Origin of the sequence: Stenotrophomonas sp. Iso1, from assembly GCF_027497995.1 — a bacterium.
Lineage (GTDB): Bacteria > Pseudomonadota > Gammaproteobacteria > Xanthomonadales > Xanthomonadaceae > Stenotrophomonas.
This window is the reverse complement of record NZ_JAODBT010000002.1, coordinates 767,377-787,288: the sequence shown is the minus strand read 5'-3', so window position 1 is coordinate 787,288 and position 19,912 is coordinate 767,377. Positions and strand designations below refer to the sequence as shown.

Genomic DNA, 19,912 nt, shown 5'->3' with positions numbered 1-19,912 from the left:
GCACAGACCATCATGTCGAGCATCGGCCACGGCGAGCGTGACTTCGAGTTCAATGACCGCGACTTCAAGCGCGTCTGCGAGCTCATCCATGCACGCGCCGGCATTGCACTGGTGCCCGCCAAGCGCGACATGGTGTATGGGCGGCTGTCACGGCGCCTGCGCACGCTCGGCCTGCGCAGCTTCAAGGATTACCTCGATCAACTGGAGAAACACGGCGGTGAGGAATGGCAGGCGTTCACCAACGCCCTCACCACCAACCTCACCTCTTTCTTCCGCGAGCCACACCACTTCGACAAGCTGCACGAAGAACTGCTGCTGCGCGCGCACAAGGCGCCCCTGAAACTATGGTCCTGCGCAGCGTCCACGGGCGAGGAGCCCTACTCCCTGGCGATCACCGCCTGTGAGACCTTCGGCACGATGACGCCTCCGGTGCGTATCCTCGCCACCGATGTCGATACGCAGGTCCTGGCCACGGCCAGTCAGGGCGTCTATTCCATGGATCGCATCAATGGGCTGGACAACGAACTGAAACGCCGCTACTTCCAGCGCGGCACCGGGCCCAATGAAGGCAAATGTCGCGTGGTGCCGGCACTGCGGTCACTCATCGAGTTCCGCCCGCTAAACCTGTTGGCGAACCGCTACGAAGTCAGCGGTCCGTTCGACGCACTGTTCTGCCGCAATGTGATGATCTATTTCGACAAGCCCACCCAGCGCGGCATCCTGTCGCGCCTGGTCGAGCACATGGGCGATGACGGCTTGCTTTACACCGGGCACTCTGAAAATTACCTGCACGCCGCTGATCTGATCCAACCCTGCGGCCGCACCCTGTACCGCCGTACCCGCCGGAGCGGCGCATGAAACCCACGCACAAATATCCCGATGACGTGATGCGTTATCACGACAGTCGTTTCCAGACGATTGCCGCCAAGCTGCTACCCACGCAGTATCTGGTGGTAGACGACGACACCGCGCTGACCACCACACTGGGTTCCTGCGTCGCCGCGTGCATCCGCGACCCCATTCTCGGCATCGGCGGCATGAATCACTTTCTTCTGCCGGAAGGCAACATCGGCGATGGCGCGCCCGCACGCTATGGCAGCTATGCCATGGAGCTGCTGATCAACGACCTGCTCAAGCGCGGCGCCAATCGCAAGCGACTGGAAGCCAAGGTGTTTGGCGGCGCCAACGTACTCAAGGGCTTTACCAGCAATCCGGTGGGCACACGCAATGCCGAGTTCGTTCGGCATTACCTGCATGCCGAGCACATTCCCGTCGTGGCCGAAGATCTGTGCGGCATCCATCCCCGCAAGGTCTGGTTCTTCCCGATCACTGGGCGCGTGGTGGTGCAGCGCCTGCCGCATGCACATGACGCCGAGGTGGTGGCGGCTGAATCGGCGGTCCGCGCCAAACTGTCGCGCACACCGGTCAGTGGCGGCGTGGAGTTGTTTGAATGATGTTGCAACCGCCCTGCCGGGTGCTGGTAATCGACGATTCGGCGCTGGTGCGCCAAGTCTTGAGCGAGCTGCTGGCTGCCGACCCTGGCATCGAAGTCGTCGGCACTGCGGCCGACCCGCTGCTGGCACGTGAAAAGATCAAGCGACTCAACCCGGACGTCCTCACGCTGGACGTGGAAATGCCGCGCATGGACGGCTTGGCGTTCCTTGAAAACCTGATGCGCCTGCATCCTTTGCCGGTGGTGATGGTGTCCTCACTGACCGAACGCGGTGCCGACACCACGCTGCAGGCCTTGGCGCTGGGTGCGGTGGATTTCGTTGCAAAGCCAAAGATCGATATCGCACGCGGCCTAGGCGCTTACGCCGAGGAAATCTGCAGCAAGGTCAAGATGGCCGCACGCTCGCGCGTACGCGCCTCCGCTTCGCTGCTGCGCCGCCCGGCCATAGCGCCCAGCACGCCACCCAACATCGGCTTCCGCACCACCGACCGCCTGATTGCCATCGGCGCGTCGGCCGGTGGCACTGAAGCCATCCGAGTCGTGTTGGAATCCATGCCGGCCGACGCGCCGGCCGTGGTGCTGACCCAGCATCTGCCTGCCAGCTTCAGCACGGCATTTGCAGAGCGGCTGGACAAGCATTCCGCCATGTCAGTGCGCGAGGCCACCGACGGCGAAGCCATCCTGCCTGGTCATGCCTACCTGCCAGCCGGTGGCCGGCACCTGCGCATCATCCGCGACGGAGCGCGCTGGCGTTGCCGTTTGGACGACACCGCGCCAGTCAACCTGCACAAACCCGCAGTAGATGTCCTGTTCCGTTCGGTCGCACAGAGTGCTGGCGCCAATGCGATCGGCGCCATTCTCACAGGCATGGGCGAGGACGGCGCGCGGGGCTTGATGGCGCTGAAGCAGGCCGGTGCGCCCACGCTGGCGCAGGACGAAGCCACCAGCGTGGTTTGGGGAATGCCGGGCAGCGCGGTAAGGCTGGGAGCCGTCGACGAAGTCCTGCCGCTGGAACGCATTGCCGAACGTCTCCTGTCCCTGGCACGTGCCTGATTGCCGCCGCTGGCTACTTGCCAGCGCGGCACCCACGCCGGTCAGGCCGGCGCGCTGCTTGACTCGCGAAATGCCGCCACCTCGCCGATCAGCAATTCCAATTCACGTTCGGCCAGCATCACCGCAGCGGTGATCGCCACCCTGTCCAGGACCGATGCGTCGCATAGGCGCTCCAGCTGCGAGCAGGCATCAACAATGCTCTGAGCCTGCAGAATGCGGGCCCCACCCTTGATGCGATGTGCCAACCGCGACAGCGCCCGGGCATCGAGCCGCTGTCGCTGTATGCCCAATGCGGCCAAGTCATCAATGTAGTCCTGATGCGCTTCATCCAGCAGCATCCTGCCCATCGCCGCATCGCCACCGGTGAGCTCACGCAGGATCCTCACTATCGTGCTTTCCGCCGCTTCCAGCGGCACCGCACGCACCACCTGCGGCATCCCACCGAGGGACATCAGCAACCGCGACAGCTCCTTCAGGTTGACCGGCTTGAACAGGCAATCGTCCATTCCTGCCTGCAGGCATTTGGCCTTCTCGTCAGGTTGCGCGTTAGCGGTGAAACCAATGATCGCGCAAGGTGCCAAACCGTCCCGTTCTTCTTCCTGGCGAATGGCACGTGCCATCTCATAGCCGTTCATTACCGGCATGTTGCAGTCGGTGATGATGACGTCCACTGGCTGGTCTCGCCACAGCTGCAGGCCCTGCTCGCCATTCTCTGCGCTGAACACCACCTGCCCGAACAAGCCCAACTGCTGAGTCAACAACACCCGATTGGCCTGTTGGTCATCAATCACCAGGATCCGCATGGTCGGGTGCCCCGTGCCCAACGCCTCCTCCTGCACATGTGGCACATCCTGGACTTCTGACAACCGGTTGAACGGAATCTCCAACGTCACCCGCGTGCCCACGCCACGCACGCTGCCAACGGAGATATGCCCGCCCATCAGCTCGCACAAGGACTTGCAGATTGGCAGGCCCAGGCCAGTGCCGCCGCGTGACATACGCCCGTGATTGGCCTGTGCAAACGGCTCAAACAACCCTTCCAGCTCATCCTCGGCAATGCCGATGCCGCTGTCCTCTACGCTCAGAACCACCAGCAGGCGCTCATTGGCCAGTGGTTTGCCGCCGATGATGATCTTCACCTCGCCACTGTCGGTGAACTTGATGGCATTGCCCACCAGGTTCGAAAGCACCTGCTTGAAGCGCAGTGGATCGACCAGCACGTCGCAGTTGACGGCGGCGTCCATCTGCAAACTGAGCGTGAGCGCTTTCTGTCGCGCCAGCCCATCGAACACGCGCACCACCGACTCGACTACTTCGCGCAGGTTTGCCCGGCGCGGACTGAGGCTGGCATGGCCGGATTCAATACGTACCACGTCCAGAATGTCACCAATCAGCTCCAACAGTCCGCGCGCGGAATCATGGGCGACCTCGATGGCCTGCTTGTCGAACCTGCCCTGTTCGGCATGCAACATCGCCAGCTCCAACATACCGATGACCGCACTCATGGGCGTTCGAATTTCGTGGCTCATCGTCGCCAGAAAAGTTGTTTTCGCACGACTGGATTGGTCTGCGGCATCCAACGCAGTGCGCAGGTCTTCCATGAGTTCGCGCCGGTCGCTGACGTCGATCCAGCCACAGATCACGCCCTCCAGCTTTCCCCGCTTGTCAAAGTACGGGTGAATCCAGTGATAGACGCTCAGAATTCGGCCCGGCAGATGCAAGGTGCGGTCCTTCTCCAATGGCTTGCCATTCTCGATCACCCACAGGTAGTCCTCATGGAACTGCTGTGCCTCCTCACGATCAAGCTTCACACCTTCCAGCGCATTCTTCCCGACTACAGCTCCTCGAGTGGCACTGAAGACTTCCAGGTAATTGCTGTTGCAGGTCACCAGCCGCCCTTCGCAATCCCGTACGTAAATGGGGTGCGGCGTTCCGTTGATCAGCGACTCCATGAAATTCAATTGTTCACTTCGCGCATCGGCGGCCTGCTGCCGGCGCTTGTACTGTGAGCGGATCTTAAGATTCCATAGCAGCGACACCAGAATCAGCAGAAACGCCAGGCCGCCAACCTTGTAGATCAGGTTGCGATAGTCGAACCAGGCGGTCTTCGACACATCGGATTTCGGCCGCCACCGGTTCTGGAAGATATCCACTTCGTCCGGCGGAATCTGCAGCAGTGCCTTCTCCAGGATGGAACCCAGCTCGGCATCGCCCTTGCGCGTTGCAAAGGACAGCCCGGTCGGCATGTCCTCGACCACACCCGACACCTTCAACACGCCCTGGTGCTGTGCGGCGGTGTAGTACTGCGCGATCGGCAGCAGGGCCATCGTGGCATCCGCTTCGCCGTCGGCCACCATCTGCAAGGATTCCGTCACGCTCTCCGATTCAATAAAGCGATAGGCCCACGCCGGTTGCAACAGTTCACGCAGGACGTGCCCTACCGGAAGCGCGATGCGTTTGCCACGCAGCGCGATCACTCCGTCCGGCTCCCCAGGCGTGTCACGGGTAATGATCGCAAACGCGGTCTGCACGAAAGGCCGGGAGAAGCGGAACGCCTCCTCGCGCGCATGCGTTGGCATCAGTATCGTCACATCAGCGGAACCGCGCTCCAGCGCTCCTATCTGCTCGCCGATATGCGGCTCCCTGACCTGCTTGAATTCCAGACCGGTACGCGCGGAAATCGCTTTGAGCAGGTCGGCACTGATGCCGCTGAAGCGCCCATCCGAGTCGAAGTAAGACAGCGGTGCGGTGTCATTGCTCACCGCGAAGCGAACCGACGGGTTGCGTGCTAGCCAGCGCTGCTCGGCAGCATTGAGTTCAACCCGCTCGGAGGAGGCAATCGCGCCGCCGCCAGACCAGCGCTTGAGAATTTCATTGGAATGGCCTCCGCGAGCAGCGGTCAATGCTGCATCCAGCACTGTTCTCAGCTGACCCGAATCGCGCCGCACGGCGAAAGCAAAGCCACCCGTGGGGAGGTCTAGAACCTGGTGGATCTTCACATAATTGAAGTAGCTCAGATTGATCAGGTAGTTGCTGGAGACAGCATCGCCCAGATACATATCTGCTTTGCTGAAAGCCAGAGCAGACAATGCCGCTTCACGCGATTCATAGGTATCAAAGGTCGCACCCGGGAACATCGTTTTGAGCGGCTCCAGCGGCAGGTAGTCCTTGGCCATCGCCAGACGCATGCCATTCAATCGCGGCGGGAGCGGCCGTGCTTCGCCCTTTCGCACGTACAACACAGGCTCATCGCGCACATAGCTCTGTGTCAGCTCGATCGTGTGAAGAGAGAGCTCATAGTTATTTGCGCTCCCCACAACATCAACACGCCCATCCTCCAAAGCCTCTAGCGCGGCCTTGCGGCTAGGGAACTGCACCACTCGCACATCCAGGCTCAACATGCTGCCGATCGCCCCCAGCACATCGGCGGTCACACCTTCGTAGTAGGTATCCGCATTGATCATCTCCATCGGCGCGAAGCTGGGCGACGACGTACCAATAACCAGCGCCCGCTTGCCACGGACCCAGTGCCACTCGTCAGCCGATAGGATCGGCTGCATTCCACCGCTACTGGATCGGCTAAGCAGCCGCAGTTCGGATAGCGGCTGGGAAGCTGCCGCGTGGGAAGCGCTCTGCCACGCAACCGCTACCAGAAGTATCAGAGCTGTACACAGCATGCCGACGGATCGAATCGACGGAAACATCTTGGCACTACCTCATCTTTACGGCGTATTGACGACGAGGCTGCTCTGCAGCTTGAACAGTTCGGCGTCGGTGCAAATACCCAGCTTTCGATATGCGGACTGCTTCTGCCCGCTGATGGTCTTCGTGCTTCGCTGAAACTTCCGCGCTATCTGCGAAACAGACATCCCGTCCAGGCAGCAGCGCAGCACCTCACGCTCTCTTGGGGACAGCGCCGCATGGTCCAACAGCTGCTGCCCATCCTCGATGCGTTCACCGTCCTGCGGGATGTACAGGCCCGGTGATCGCCCCAATGCGTGCTGCAAGGCCGGCGAGACGTAGGTCTCGCCAGCGGCAACATTGCGTACTGCATCGATCAACAGTTCCGCGTCCTCGGATTTCCCGAAGAAACCATTGGCTCCGCCGTTCAGCATCAGGTTCACAAGCGACGGCTTCTCCGTCGAAGACGACACCAGGATGCAAAGTCCGGGAAAGCGCCGCCTGATCAGACCCAGAAGATGCAGACCGTCCATCTCCGTATCCGCAAGGACGTAGTCCATGATCAATAGATCTGGCGCCACCGCTGGCATCAGCGCGAACATGTCTCTGCTGTTGGCATAGATTCCGACAACTGCAAAATCCGCTTCACGCGAAAGCCGCGTCTTCATTGCCAACTGAATCAACGAATGATCATCCAGCACTGAAATTCGCAGCGGCTTCACGACGGACCATTTCACACGCATATCGTAGACATCCTGAAACTTCGCTATGCGCGTACCTTGCGAACAGCAGACAACGGAACTACAAACTTCTGCAGCGCAATCGTGTATCGGAGCGCTTTGGAGCAACCTCTTGTGACCATTGGCGGCACTGACACAGGACTGCTTTACGGCATCGTTGCATCAGGTCCTGCCAGCGCATTCGAATCGTGCAACGGGTGCGGCAACGCATCAGCTTGCGCCCCGCACCCAGTGCATCCTGCAAGCTGATTTGATAGTGCTCAGACGGTAATGGGAGTACTTGATCAGCGCGCCTTCACCGTGCGTACCTGAACGCGAACCATGACCCGTCGATTCGGCGCATAACATACCTGCTGCTCGACGTGGCTTCCGTAGCAGCTGTGCTGCACCAGATTCCGGCTACCTGCGCTGGTCGCTACCACCACCGATTGCGGCACACCTCGCTCGATCAGCGCACGACGAACACCATCGGCCCATCGCTGCGCCTGTGCTTGGTTATTGGCGCCGGCGCCCATCGGGTCGGTATGGCCTTCCACTTCCACGCGGATGATCTGCGCGTTGACTTGTTCCAATCCGGCCAGGATCGCAGCCACTGCGCGGCTGCCGTCGTTAGTCATGCCACCACGGGCATTGAAGGCGGTATCTGCCAGCACAGTGAAATCGCGGACCGAGAAAGTCGGGTCGTCGAGAAAGTCGTAGTACCGGCAAGGTTCGGCACGCGATGCACGCGACAACAGGTGGATCTGTTCGCGGGTATCTCCAAGCTCCGCCTCTGCGGTGGTCTTGTTGACCGGCATGGGTTGATTCAACCCCTCTTCGCGAACTTTGAGGTAGTAAGTAGCCCCTGCCTTGAATGCCGCTGCATACAGCTCGCGCGTCTTGCCGGAGTAGTCGGGCGCGTCGTCCAGGTAGGCTCCCAGCGTGTGCCTTCCCGGGGTCAGGCAGAATACGGTGTAGCCGCCTGGCTTCAATGCCGTCACCAGCTCTTGATCGAGATAGACGTTAGCAGCACCTGCTGCCAACGCATCGGCAGCGCGGTAGTAAATGACCTGCGCTTGGTCTTCACCAACCCGGGCGCTTTCGGTGAAATGTCCACCGAATGCTCCATCTGCCACGGCCAGGGCGGCACCGGATGCGGGGATTCCCGCCAACAGGAACACCGGCAAAACTGAGAGGCAACGCCCCCATGCCATCACTGCAGAACGCATCAATCTGCTACTCCGGAACATGAATCACCTGCTTGCATTTCATTAAATTGCCTGCGCCCACCTGCTTCACGCAGGCGGGCAGTTTGGCGATACCTGAGGCATCGCTACGTATGTCAGACAGTTACTTCTCGCCGCTCGCGGTGACTTCCACCACCACGCGCCGGTCAGGTGCATGGCAGGCAATCTGCGCGGCACGATCACCGGAACAACCATGGGTCACCAGCTGGCGACTGCCTTCGGAACGGGCGTTGATGTGCTGCGGCGTGACGCCGCTATCGATCAGAAGCTGACGTACTGTCTGTGCACGTCGCAGCCCCAGCGCATCGTTGTAGGGAATGCTGCCAATCGGATCGGTATGGCCCACAACTTCAATCTGGTTCACTTGCAGATTGTCGTTGCCCAACTTGTGCAGCAACTCGGAGAACGCCTTGCGGCCTTCTTCTCGAATATCGCCATAAGCCGACTTGCCAAATCCGAAGAGCACGTCGCCGGAAAGCGTGTAGCTCTGCACTTCCGGCTGCGCCACGTACTCACACGACTGCACTGCGGCCCGTGACAGCACGTGCACCTGTCGGCGAGCACCCGCCAACTCCTGTTCGGCCGTCTCGCGGGCCACAAGCTGAGGCTCCAGACTCCCAGCCTCGTTCACGCGAATGAACTGGGTTTTTCCCGGCACCAATCGCACGCCTGGTTGCACGCGTTTGCCGCCATAACGCGGAGCATCGTCCACTACTGCACTCAAGCCGTGACGCCCCGGCGCGAGACAGAACACGGTGTATCCGCCCGGCAACAGACCTGTGTGGAATTCCTTGTCGATGTAGACAAATGAAGGCTCCGCCTTCTGTCCAGGTGTACCCAGGCGGTAATACACAACCTGGCTTTGTGTCACTCCCACCGCCGGAACTGCCTGGTAGTCATCACCGAATGCCGACTGCAACACGGCCGCATGCGCGCTCACAGCAATTAGCGACAGCATGAGGGTGGCAAGGAATACGGATGTCAGCTTCGAAACGTTGATTTTCAAGAACATTGATAAGTCTCTCTCGGGGTGACAAAGCACCCTGATCACGGGTACGAGTTGAAGTGGGCACAACAATGCGTGACGACCGGCGTCCCACCCAGTCGTCACATGTTTCGCGTCAGATAGGCATTTCCAGCGGAACCGTCAACACAGCATCAGCACTACCTTCCAAAGCAGGCTCCGGGGGATTTCGTTGAAGACGCTGCGTGCTCCATCGCGTCAACAAAGAGCGGCATGCTCTGCCGTCGTTTTCCCCGAAAGTGATTGCAAACTTGCCAATACGGCGACGCGACGCATCACTGCCAACTGCATCCGCGTGTCGTGGCTTGCCACGCAGCGATCTCTTGCCCAGTGACGTCCAAAAAATGCGGCATTGGCAACGTGGAAATAGTGCATTCATTGTCGGAAACGCCAGCTTGGTTGAGTCAACCTTTCCGGGAATATCTCCTGAAATGTGAAGACGGAAATCGAACTGCGCGCGGTCGGTCTATCGTTGCGGCGAGTATTCCGACAGCCGGCTCCGCAGTACATAGGGAAAGTCTCAAAGTTGCGGCCCGAGGCAGCGGATATGGCTGAGTGACATTCACCGACATTCCCAGCACGCACTTCACGTGTCTGGCGCAGGTGAGCCGAAGCGGCTGCGCTACAGGCGAAACAGAACGACAGCGAGGCACATGCAATTGCATGCATCCCACCGGCCACCCTCCGATTGAGCGAGTCTTCCGCGCACCCCTGAGTCGCCGATGGACACGGCAGCGAAGGAGGTTTTCAGGCCATAGATGCGCCCGCCGGTACACATACGCGCATACCCCGCCCAAAGTTCACAGACCTTTGGGGTTCCAGAAAGAAGCGGTTGCTCAGGGCACGAGACCATCTTGATACTCAGTCCAGCCAGGTGGCAGTCGCCATCGACACGACTGCCACCTCACGCACTTCCCTGGGTTAGATCAGATTGACTGTCACCGGTTCCTGCACCAGCAACTCAGCATTGGCTCCCGAGTGCTGATACACGGCGTACGCAATACCATCGACGGCATGGCTTCCATGCACCGCCCAGTCGCCCAGGTCGGTCACGCCATCCGCGAGCAAGTCGTCCAGGTTGATACTGTCGCCAGCCTTCCCGTTGACCATCATCTGGATGCGGCTCTGACCGTCTTCGTGGAATAGATCCACACCACCGTCCTTCATTACCTGCGACAGATTCAGTGTCAGCATTGCACCGTCGACAGGTTGTGCGGCGCTGGCGGCCCCGTCGGTACCGTAACTACTGCCTACGCCAACGACTGCAGAATTTGTGACAGTCACCGTCACACCGAGCTGAACCAGTAGCTCTGCACCTAGCGACGAATGCTGATAAGAGTCATATGCCAGACCGTTGACGATCACAGCCGATGCCTTCACCCAATCCCCAAAGTCGTTGCCGTTGGCCAGCAGGTCACTGAGGTTCACCTTGTCACCCGCATTGCCGGTGACCAACATCTGCACCCGACTTTTGTCGCCGCTATAGAATGCGTCGACACTGCCGTTTTCCAGCACCTGCGACAATCCAAGTGTCAGTGTGTTGTTGCCGGTGCCGGTGATGTCGATGATTTCCATCGAACTGACCTTGTTTCCCGCTGTAGCCAGATTGAGCTGATGGTTGGCCCCGATCAGCTTGAGCGTATCGACACCCGCACCACCGTGAATACCCGCTGATAGCTGGTTGAAATAGGTTGCCGAAGTGATAGCCAGCGATACCACATCATTACCAGCGCTTCCCATGAAGCTTTCCGTCGCATAGTCGATCAGGTTCGGATCGCGGGTTTCCGCCGTGTGGGTAACCACGGTCTGGCGAAAGGCATCCAAGGTGACGCTGGAACCCAACGTCACGACCTTGAACGAACCGATGTCGACCGCATCCGCCGATGTAAAGGAGAACACCTTGGTATGCCTTGCATCCGTGCCACCAACGAAGAACTCCGAATGGATCAGATTACCCTTCACATCGAATACCTGGATCCGCGCGCCAAGCGCGTTGTCAGTACCCGTTAGGCGCAGCGTGAAGTAACTCGCCGGCTTGTCCATCGTAAAGGTGGCCTCGGGCTGGTAGCCCCCGCTCAACGTCAGGCCAGCCAGTGAGGCTGTGGTGAGCGCGGTTTTGGTGAGGCTAGCCGTGGTCGTGACTTTGAACCCTGCACCGGCATACTCATTGTTCACTGGGTTCAACTGCAGCGTATCGGCCACATTCGCCTTGGTGGGTGTGCCAACGACTTCATAGGGACTGGACAACGGGCCGATAGCACCACTCGTGCTGATGATCTGTGCGGTTACCGAGAAGTCCTTGGTCGCGCCCTGAATCGTATAAGTGGCTGCCTTGGGCACATCGATAGTGGCAAGCCCGGAGTTGATATCCAACTGCGTCAGCGTCTGGTCGTAGGTAGTGCTGCCCCACTGTATGTGCACGGTATCGCCCGCCTCGGCGCCCGTACCGGTCAGCGACAGCAATATCTGCGAACCATCCTGCGCCTTTGCTGCCGTGTACAAGCCTTCAGCGTCCGGGACACGGACGATGCTCGGAGCACCACCTGCCTCGACCAACGTCACCGCCTGACTGGTCAACACACCACTGTTCTTGCCACCGGCATCGGCGATACGCGTCTGGATTGCCCAGTCACCTTGATGCGTGTCCAGGTCGACAAAGCCCCATTGCTTACCCACCAGTTTGACATCATGCCAAGTGGTACCACCGTCCGTGGATACCTGGACAATCAAGCCATGGGCGAGGACGCCATTGACAGTGCCCGTGATCAGTCTCCCCGCACTTCCATCAGCGGTAATGAAATCGCTGGTGGCACTCGCGCCCGTATCCTTGCCCATGCTGGTGATCGTGAGCGAATCCGCTCCAATCGTCTGAACCTTGCCCAGAATGTGCAGGCTGGAAACCTGGCTCTCACCTTTGCTATTGACGGCGGTGTAGTCGTAGACATAGTCGACGCTGTCATCCAGGTGAATCTTCGTGTTCTCGTAGCCACGGAAGCTGTAATCGCCCGCTGCGTGCCCTGCCGAGCTCTTCATGTACACGCCCAGCAAGCCGACATCCGTCTTCAAAGCCAGCAAGCCGGTTGCTGCGTCATAGGAGGCCACCACTTTGCCGCTGACGTTACTCACTTCCAACTGGTTCAGGCCATTGATCTTGAATACTTCATTACCCAAGACAATCTGGCTCAACCCGGCACCGGAATCCATTTCCACCTGTACGTCGTTCTCAAGAAGGTTGCCTTCCGCAAACGTCACGAACATGTTCTGGAGCACCACATCCTTCAAGTCTTCCGGATTGGGCGTCCTGATCGAGGTACCACTGCTGGAAGCTCCGTCCAGATGCACGTAATTCACGTGACTGCCAAGCCCAATGCTTGTGACTTCGACCGGATTATTGGTCGCCGGATTGCCGTCCGGGTCGTTCATGGCGGCTTTCCATGTCGCGATGTCGGGCGCTGTCGTGTTTCCATCGGACAGCAGGAACACCTGCTTGGACATGTACGGATCGGCACCCGCAGCGATGTATTCCTGCTTGATCAGGTTGGTGGCCATGACCAGGCCAGTTCCGATATTCGTTCCACCGCTCGCCGTAAGCTGATTGATGGCGCTGATCAGCTGCAGGTATGAGGTATCGCTCGCACTGTTGAAAGTGAACGTTCCCTTGTTGGATGCGGCGCTGGCGAACGCGATGAGGTTGAAGGTTGTTGGTGCGCCCAGCGCGGCATACGCATCTACCAGCGCTATCAGCGACGCTTTCAGCTGTGTGATTCCGACCCCTGCCATGCTGCCAGAAACGTCGGCGACGAACGTCACGCTGATGGGATTATTGCTGCCGGCAAGATCAACGTAATCATCACCGCTGGTTTCAAGTGTTAAGTTGAACGCCTCAGACGGCACGCTGATGTTCCCCACCGCATCAATAGCTTCCACCGTCAATGCGTGCCCGCCCCAATTCAACGGCTGGCTCGGCTCGAAACTCCACTTGCCATCGGTATCCACCGGTGCGCGGCCGATCTCCGTACCGTTGTCCATGATGACAACGACGCTCCCGGCCTCCGCGGTACCACTGATCGTCGGCTTGGTATCGTCGGTTGTCGCGCCATCTACAATTTCGCCGGTGGTCCGGCCTGCATCGTCGTAAACGCTAACGATGATCGGCTTCCCAGGCGGCGTGGTGTCAACCACCACCTCATACACATTCGATGGCGCACTGGCATTACCCGCTGGGTCTTCTGCCACTGCGGTGAACGCATGTTCGCCATCAATCAATGGTGTGAGTGGCGTGTGGCTCCATTTACCATCAGCGTCCGCTACCGCGCTACCTAGCAGAATTCCATTGTCGTAAATGCGCACAATACTACCGGCCTCGGCCTTACCGACCAGAAGCGGAGTGCCGTCGTCGGTAGCGGCACCGTTGGCCAGCACACCCTGTTGGCTACCCTCGTTGTCGATGATCTCCACGATGACAGGTGCATCAGGCGCGCTCAAATCAACAACCAGATTGAAACTCGGAGAGCGTTCGCTCTCACCCTTTGCAACCAGCGTCACCGTGGCCTGCAGCGCATGCGGACCTTCGCTCAACGCGGTTGTGGGCGTGAACGACCAGCGGCCATCCACACCTGCCGTGGTTTGACCTAGCAGCAACGAACCTTCGTAGATTTTAACGATACCGCCGGCGGTCGCGGCACCATGCAACGTTGGCAGTTCATCGTCGGTGGAACTGCCCGACAACAGAATGCCGGTGATGCTGCCGACGTCGTCCTCAGCAACATGAATATTGACCAATTCCGGGCGCGTATCCACGAAGATTTCAACCGACCCGGATTTTTCACTCTGATTACCGGCTTGGTCGACCGCCATGTATTCCAGAATATGCGTGCCATCCGCCAGCGGCGGCTCCGGCGTGAAGCTCCACTTGCCTGTGGCATCGGCCTGCGCACGGCCAATCTCATAGCCCTTGTCGTAAACAATAACCGTCGCGTTTGCTTCGGCAGTGCCATCAATCGTTGGTTGGTTGTCGTCGGTGATGCTCCCGTGGGAAATCGCACCCGTAATGCGACCTTCATCGTCCACCATGCCCAGGATGATCGGCGTGTCCGGGGACACCTTGTCCACGAGAATCACATAGGGCGCGGAAACATCACTAACCCCGCCGTCAGCGTACTCATGAATAATGGAGATAACGTGCTCGCCATCCACCAGCGGCAAACGTGGAATGAATGACCATTCTCCATTCGCATCCGCCGTCACGCGGCCCATCAGCTCCGAATTGTTGTAGATGTGTACCACAACGCCTGCAGCTGCCTTGCCAGTGATCTCTGGCCGGCCATCGTCGGTATATCCACCGTTCTCGATGACGCCCTGCTTGGCTCCCTGGTCGTCCAACACAGCCTCAATGGCCGGGGTGTAATTATTGGCAGCCACTGCGAAGCTGCCACGCGAGGCATTGCCTTCCATGATTGAAGTCATTTTAGAGAACCCATGCTGATCTACTGCGACTATCCGGAATTTATCTCCGGAACATTGAATACAGGAACATCGCAGCAAGTATCCCGAGCAGCGGGCAATGCGTATATGAGAAATGGCCCAAACATTCTCAGCTTAGAAAACTATTACCTTGTCGTTGACCAATGACGTTTCCCTTCATGATCGCGACACTGAGGCGATTGTGCGCATGACGTGTATGCAAGGGAATGACGCTGGTGATGCGCCTCACGATTGATGTCCAAGACCGGCTTGAGCGAGCACAGCTCCAAGCCGATAGTCCTGGAAGTTCCCTGGCCACAGATGCATTCAAGTCGATGTATCGCAGAAAATGCACTATTGATCTGCAGCATCGTCGCCGACCAGAGATCATCCAGTTCATGCGCAACGCAAAACGTGACGCTGAACATTGATGAGCCGAGCACGATAGGGCCGGCTGGCTGGAACCCCAGCCAGCCACCGCCTCTACGCGTTAGATGAGATTGACTGTCACCTGCTCCTGCACCAGCAGCTCAACATTGGCTCCCGAATGCTGATACACGGTGTACGCAACGCCATCGATGGCATGGCTGCCAGCGACCGCCCAGTCGCCTAGGTCTGTCAAACCATCATCCAGCAAATCATCCAGATTGATGCTGTCGCCGGCATTGCCCTTTACCATCATCTGCGCGCGGCTCTGGTCACCGTCATAGAACAGATTCATACCGCCATCGTTCAGTACCTGCGACAAGTTCAGCGTCAACATTGCGCTATCAACCGGCAGCGCGGCGCTCTCGACCTGCTCCGCGCCGAAGGCGCTGTCCACACCAACCAAGGTGGAGTTGGTGACAGTGACCGTCACACCGACTTGAACCAGCAGCTCTGCACCCAGCGACGAATGCTGGTACGAGTCATATGTCACGCCATCAACGGTCACAGCGGCCGTCTTAACCCAATCGCCAAAGTCATTGCCGTTGGCTAGCAAGTCGCTCAGGTTCATCTTGGAGCTTCCGTTGCCCTTGACCATCATCTGCACGCGGTCTTTGTCACCGATGTAGAAGGCGTTGACAGCACCGTTATCCAGTACATTCGACAGCCCTAGCGTCAGTGTGTTGTAGCTAACGAGATCGAGGATCTCAATCGAGCTGAGCTTGTTGCCAATGGTAGCCAGGTTCAGATCATGGGCGGTCCCATCCAGCTTGAGCGTGTCGATGCCGGCGCCACCATGGATACCTGTAGAGGCCCGACCGAAGTAGCTTGCCGAACTATCCCTCAGCGTCACAAAATCGTTGCCCGCCGTGCCAAGGAAGCTATCAGATAAATAGTTGATCAGATTCGGATCGCGGGTTTCCGTTGTATGCGTAACCGTCGTTTGGCTGAACGCATCCAGCGTAATACCGGCGCCCGCCGTAACAACCTTGAACGAGCCAATGTCGGTCAGTTCTGGCGCTGTATAGGTGAATGTCTTGGTATGACGCGCATCGGTGCCGCCAACGAAATTTTCCGTGTACATCAGGTTGCCCTTCATATCGAACACCTGAATCTGCGCACCCATGCTGTTGTCAATGCCAGTCAGGCGCAGCGTGAAATAACTCGCTGGCTTGTCCAACGTAAAGGTCGCGTCTACCTGCGTAGTACCTCCCAGGGTCAGGCCGGACAGTGCGGCTGGGGTCAACGCCGTCTTAGTCAGGCTGCCGGTGGTCGTTACCTTGAAGCCTGTGCCCGCATACTCATCGTCCACTGGCACTTTCTGCAGGGTATCGGCAACGTTGGCCTTAACCGGCACACCCACCACTTGGTACGGCTTCGACAAGACGCCAACTGCACCACCACCCTGGCCATGGATCTGCGCGGTCACAGCGAAGTCCTTGGTGGTCCCCTGGGCCGTAACGGTTGCTGTAGCAGGCACGTTGATGGTGGCAAGACCGGTGTTGATATCCAGTTGTGTCAGCACCTGATCATAGGTGGTGCTGCCCCACTGCATATGCACGATATCGCCGGCCTTGGCACCGGTATCCGACAGTGACAGGATCACCTGCGAACCACCTGCCGCCAATGCGGCGGTGTAGATGCCTTCGGCTTCCGGAATGCGCAAGATGGTCGGTGCGCCATATGCCGTTTCCAACGTCACATTCTGGGCGATGTGCGCGCCACTGTTGTTGCCACTGGTATCTGCAACGCGAGTTTGTATGGTCCAATCACTCTGATGTGCCTGCATGTCCACGAAGGCCCACTGCCTGCCCACCAGCGTTACGCTGTGCCAGGTGACGCCACCGTCCATGGACACCTGCAGGGCCAAGCCGTCGGCCAGATCGGCCTTGAGGGTACCGGTGACCAAGCGCCCGCCATCGGCATCACCGGTGAGGTAGTCGCCGGCCACGCCGCCATCCTTGCCAATGCTGGTAACCGAGACCGAATCCGGCCCGATTGTCGGCACTTTGCCAAGCACGTGCAGGCTGGACACTTGGGTTTCGCCCTTGCTGTTGACTGCCGTGTAGTCGTACACGTAGTCGACACTTTCCTCCAGATGCAGTTTCATGTTGTTGTAACCACGGAAACTGTAGTCACCTGCGTCATGGCCCGCAGAGCTCTTCATGTACACAGCCAAGACACCAGCGTCGGTCTTCAACGTCAGCAAGCCGGTGGCTGGGTCGTAAGTCGCAGTGGCCTTGCCGCTGGCATTACTGACCTCCAACTGGTTCATCGCCGTGATCTTGAAGACCTCGTTGCCCACCACAATCTGGCTAAGCCTCGAGCCTCCGTCCATTTCAATCTGTACGTCGTTTTCCAACAGATTGCCTTCGGCCAAAGAAACGAGCATGTTCTGGAGCAGTGCACCATGCAGATCCTCCGGCACGGGCGAATGAATAGACGAACCACTGCTCGAGATCTTATCCAGGTGCACATAGCTAGCTCCCTCCCCCAAACCGATGGTGGTTACCTCGATCGGGTTATTGGTTGCTGGATTACCATCGGGGTCCTGCATAGCGGCGTGCCAAGTGTTGAAGTTTGGCACTGCATCCGGTGCGCCGTCAGACAGAAGGTACACCTGCTTGGAAACATATGGGTCATGACCCGCAGCTGCATACTCCGCCTTGATCTGCGATATCGCCATGGCCATGCCAGCGGACATGTTGGTCGTACCGGTCTCCACCAAACCAGCGATGGCAACGATCAGATTGGCGTAGCCCGGATCTGCTGTGCTGCTGAAGTCAAACGTTCCCACGTTGCGTGCAGCGCTATTAAAGGTGATCAAACTGAACGTCGCCGGCTTTCCCAGTGCAGCATATTCATTGACCATTGCAGTCAACGAGGCACGCAGCTGCACCATGCGTTCGCCTGCCATGCTGCCGGACACATCAGCAACGAACGTCACGCTAACCGGGCTCACGTCTTTGCTCAGATCGATATAGTCATCACCATTGTTTTCCAGTGTGAGGTTGAACGTCTCGGAAGGTGCGCTGATGTTACCCACCGCATCAATAGCCTCCGCTGTTAGTGCATGCCCGCCCCAAGCCAGCGGCTGGCTCGGTTCGAAGCTCCACTTACCATCACCATCCGCCAGCGCACGGCCGATCTCCGTACCATTGTCGTTGATGACAACCGTGCTGTTGGGCTCTGCAGTACCACTGATCGTCGGCTTGGAATCATCGGTTGTCGCACCGTCAACAATCTCTCCGGTCGTGAGCCCTGCATCGTCGTAAACGCTCACGATGATCGGCTTGCCCGGTGCTGTGGTATCAACCACCACCTCATACACACTCGATGGCGCACTGGCGTTGCCCGCCTTGTCCTCTGCCACTGCAGTGAACGCATGTTCACCATCGCTCAGCGGTGCGAGCGGCGTATAGCTCCAGTTTCCGTTGGCATCTGCCACCGTACTACCCAGCACACTTCCGTTGTCGTAGATGTGCACGGTACTACCTGCCTCGGCCTTGCCGACCAGAAGCGGCATGTCGTCGTCAGTAGCTGCACCGTTGGTCAGCAGCCCCTGCTGGCTACCCACGTTGTCGATGACTTCCACGATGTGGGGTGCATCAGGCACGCTCAAATCGATAACCAGATTGAAGTCCGGAGACCGCTCACTCTCCCCCTTGGCGACCAACGTCACCGTGGCCTGCAGCGCATGCGGGCCTTCGCTCAACGGGGTTGTGGGCGTGAACGTCCAGCGGCCATCCACGCCAGCCGTCGTCTGGCCCAGCAACACCGAACCTTCGTAGATGCTGACGACGCCACCGGCAGTCGCCGTGCCACGCAACGTCGGCAGTTCATCATCGGTCGAGCTACCCGACACCAGTGTGCCGGTGATGCTGCCGACATCGTCGTCGGCAACGTGAATGTTGACCAGCTCCGGGCGCGTGTCCACCAGGAATTCGAACGACCCAGACTTCTCACTCTGGTTGCCGGCCTGATCCACAGCCACATATTCCAGAATGTGCGTGCCATCGGCCAATGGCGGCTCCGGAGTGAAGCTCCACTTGCCCGCTTCATCGGCTTGGGCACGACCAATCTCCTTGCCCTTGTCATAGACAATGACCGTCGCATTGGCTTCGGTGGTGCCGTCAACCGTCGGCCGGTTGTCATCGGTAACACCTTCACTGGCAATTGCACCGGTGAGACGACCTTCGTCATCCACGATACCCAGGATGATCGGCGTGTCCGGGGCCACCTTGTCCACGAAGATCTCGTAGGGCGCGGAAACATCGCTGACGTCACCGTCTGGATATTCGTAAATCACGGAGATCTCATGCCGACCATCCGCCAGTGGCAGGCGCGGAATGAATGACCACTCACCACTGGCGCCGACTGTGACGCGACCTATCAGCTCCGAATCATCATAGAGATGCACCACAACACCTTCAGCCGCCTTACCGGTGATCTCCGGCCGGCTATCGTCGGTGTGCCCGCCGTTCTCGATGGCGCCCTGTTTGGCGCCCTTGTCGTCCAGCACTGTCTCAATGGCGGGAACGGAATTGATGGCGGCAGTGGCGCCGCCAAACAACTTACCGGTAGTCGGCCTTTCGATAGTCGCAGTGGAATTACCGGTGATTACGGGCAATATTACGGTCATTTCTAGGATACTCGTCTGGTCAGTTGCAATTTCTCCGGAACATTTTTCCGGCGCATTGGGCACAGAGGGGCAAGGCCTACAGCCACCTCATCGTCGTGGGCGAGTATCCCGATTGAAAAACAGGCGGTACATAGGAGCCGTCCCAAACACCGTCGACGGGCATTCAGACAAATCCCAAAGATGTAATGACGGCAATTTCCGACT

General features: G+C 58.8%; 10 protein-coding genes. 4 read left to right on the top strand and 6 right to left on the bottom strand.

The window, feature by feature from the left end:
- Positions 1-12: 12 nt before the first annotated feature.
- Genes PAN08_RS12370 through PAN08_RS12360 form a run of 3 tightly spaced genes read left to right on the top strand, consistent with a single transcriptional unit; the run spans position 13 to position 2,506 of the window.
- Positions 13-858, top strand: a complete 846-nt coding sequence (locus PAN08_RS12370) for a CheR family methyltransferase (RefSeq protein ID WP_269791782.1) — start codon at positions 13-15, stop codon at positions 856-858.
- The gene (gene cheD, locus PAN08_RS12365) at positions 855-1,454 is read left to right on the top strand and encodes a chemoreceptor glutamine deamidase CheD (RefSeq protein ID WP_269791781.1); all 600 of its coding nucleotides are present in this window, start codon (positions 855-857) and stop codon (positions 1,452-1,454) included. Before PAN08_RS12370 ends, cheD begins: the two co-directional genes overlap by 4 nt.
- Complete coding sequence (locus PAN08_RS12360; protein WP_269791780.1) at positions 1,451-2,506, top strand: chemotaxis response regulator protein-glutamate methylesterase; 1,056 nt, start codon at positions 1,451-1,453, stop codon at positions 2,504-2,506. The genes cheD and PAN08_RS12360 overlap by 4 nt, the downstream gene beginning before the upstream one ends.
- 41 nt (positions 2,507-2,547) lie before the next feature.
- Here the strand turns inward: PAN08_RS12360 and PAN08_RS12355 are convergent, their stop codons facing one another.
- The 5 genes from PAN08_RS12355 to PAN08_RS12335 all read right to left on the bottom strand — a co-directional run bounded on the left by PAN08_RS12355 (position 2,548) and on the right by PAN08_RS12335 (position 14,721).
- Positions 2,548-6,066, bottom strand: coding sequence for a transporter substrate-binding domain-containing protein (locus tag PAN08_RS12355; protein WP_269791779.1), 3,519 nt, complete (start codon positions 6,064-6,066; stop codon positions 2,548-2,550).
- A 162-nt stretch (positions 6,067-6,228) separates the two neighbouring features.
- A complete protein-coding gene (locus PAN08_RS12350; RefSeq protein ID WP_269791778.1) occupies positions 6,229-6,930 on the bottom strand; it encodes a response regulator transcription factor in 702 nt (233 codons plus the stop codon).
- Between the two features lie 281 nt (positions 6,931-7,211).
- Positions 7,212-8,135, bottom strand: coding sequence for an OmpA family protein (locus PAN08_RS12345; protein WP_269791921.1), 924 nt, complete (start codon positions 8,133-8,135; stop codon positions 7,212-7,214).
- A gap of 121 nt (positions 8,136-8,256) precedes the next feature.
- Complete coding sequence (locus tag PAN08_RS12340; protein ID WP_269791777.1) at positions 8,257-9,204, bottom strand: OmpA family protein; 948 nt, start codon at positions 9,202-9,204, stop codon at positions 8,257-8,259.
- Positions 9,205-10,098: 894 nt separating this feature from the next.
- Positions 10,099-14,721: an Ig-like domain-containing protein gene (locus PAN08_RS12335; RefSeq protein WP_269791776.1), complete on the bottom strand. Its 4,623-nt coding sequence runs from the start codon at positions 14,719-14,721 to the stop codon at positions 10,099-10,101.
- 146 nt (positions 14,722-14,867) lie between these two features.
- Between PAN08_RS12335 and PAN08_RS12330 the strand changes: the two genes are divergently transcribed.
- Positions 14,868-15,071, top strand: coding sequence for a hypothetical protein (locus PAN08_RS12330; protein WP_269791775.1), 204 nt, complete (start codon positions 14,868-14,870; stop codon positions 15,069-15,071).
- Positions 15,072-15,130: 59 nt separating this feature from the next.
- On the opposite strand, the gene PAN08_RS12325 is transcribed toward PAN08_RS12330, so the two are convergent.
- Positions 15,131-19,708 carry an Ig-like domain-containing protein gene (locus tag PAN08_RS12325; protein ID WP_269791774.1) on the bottom strand — a complete coding sequence of 1,526 codons (4,578 nt, stop codon included), beginning with the start codon at positions 19,706-19,708 and terminating at the stop codon, positions 15,131-15,133.
- Positions 19,709-19,912: the final 204 nt, after the last annotated feature.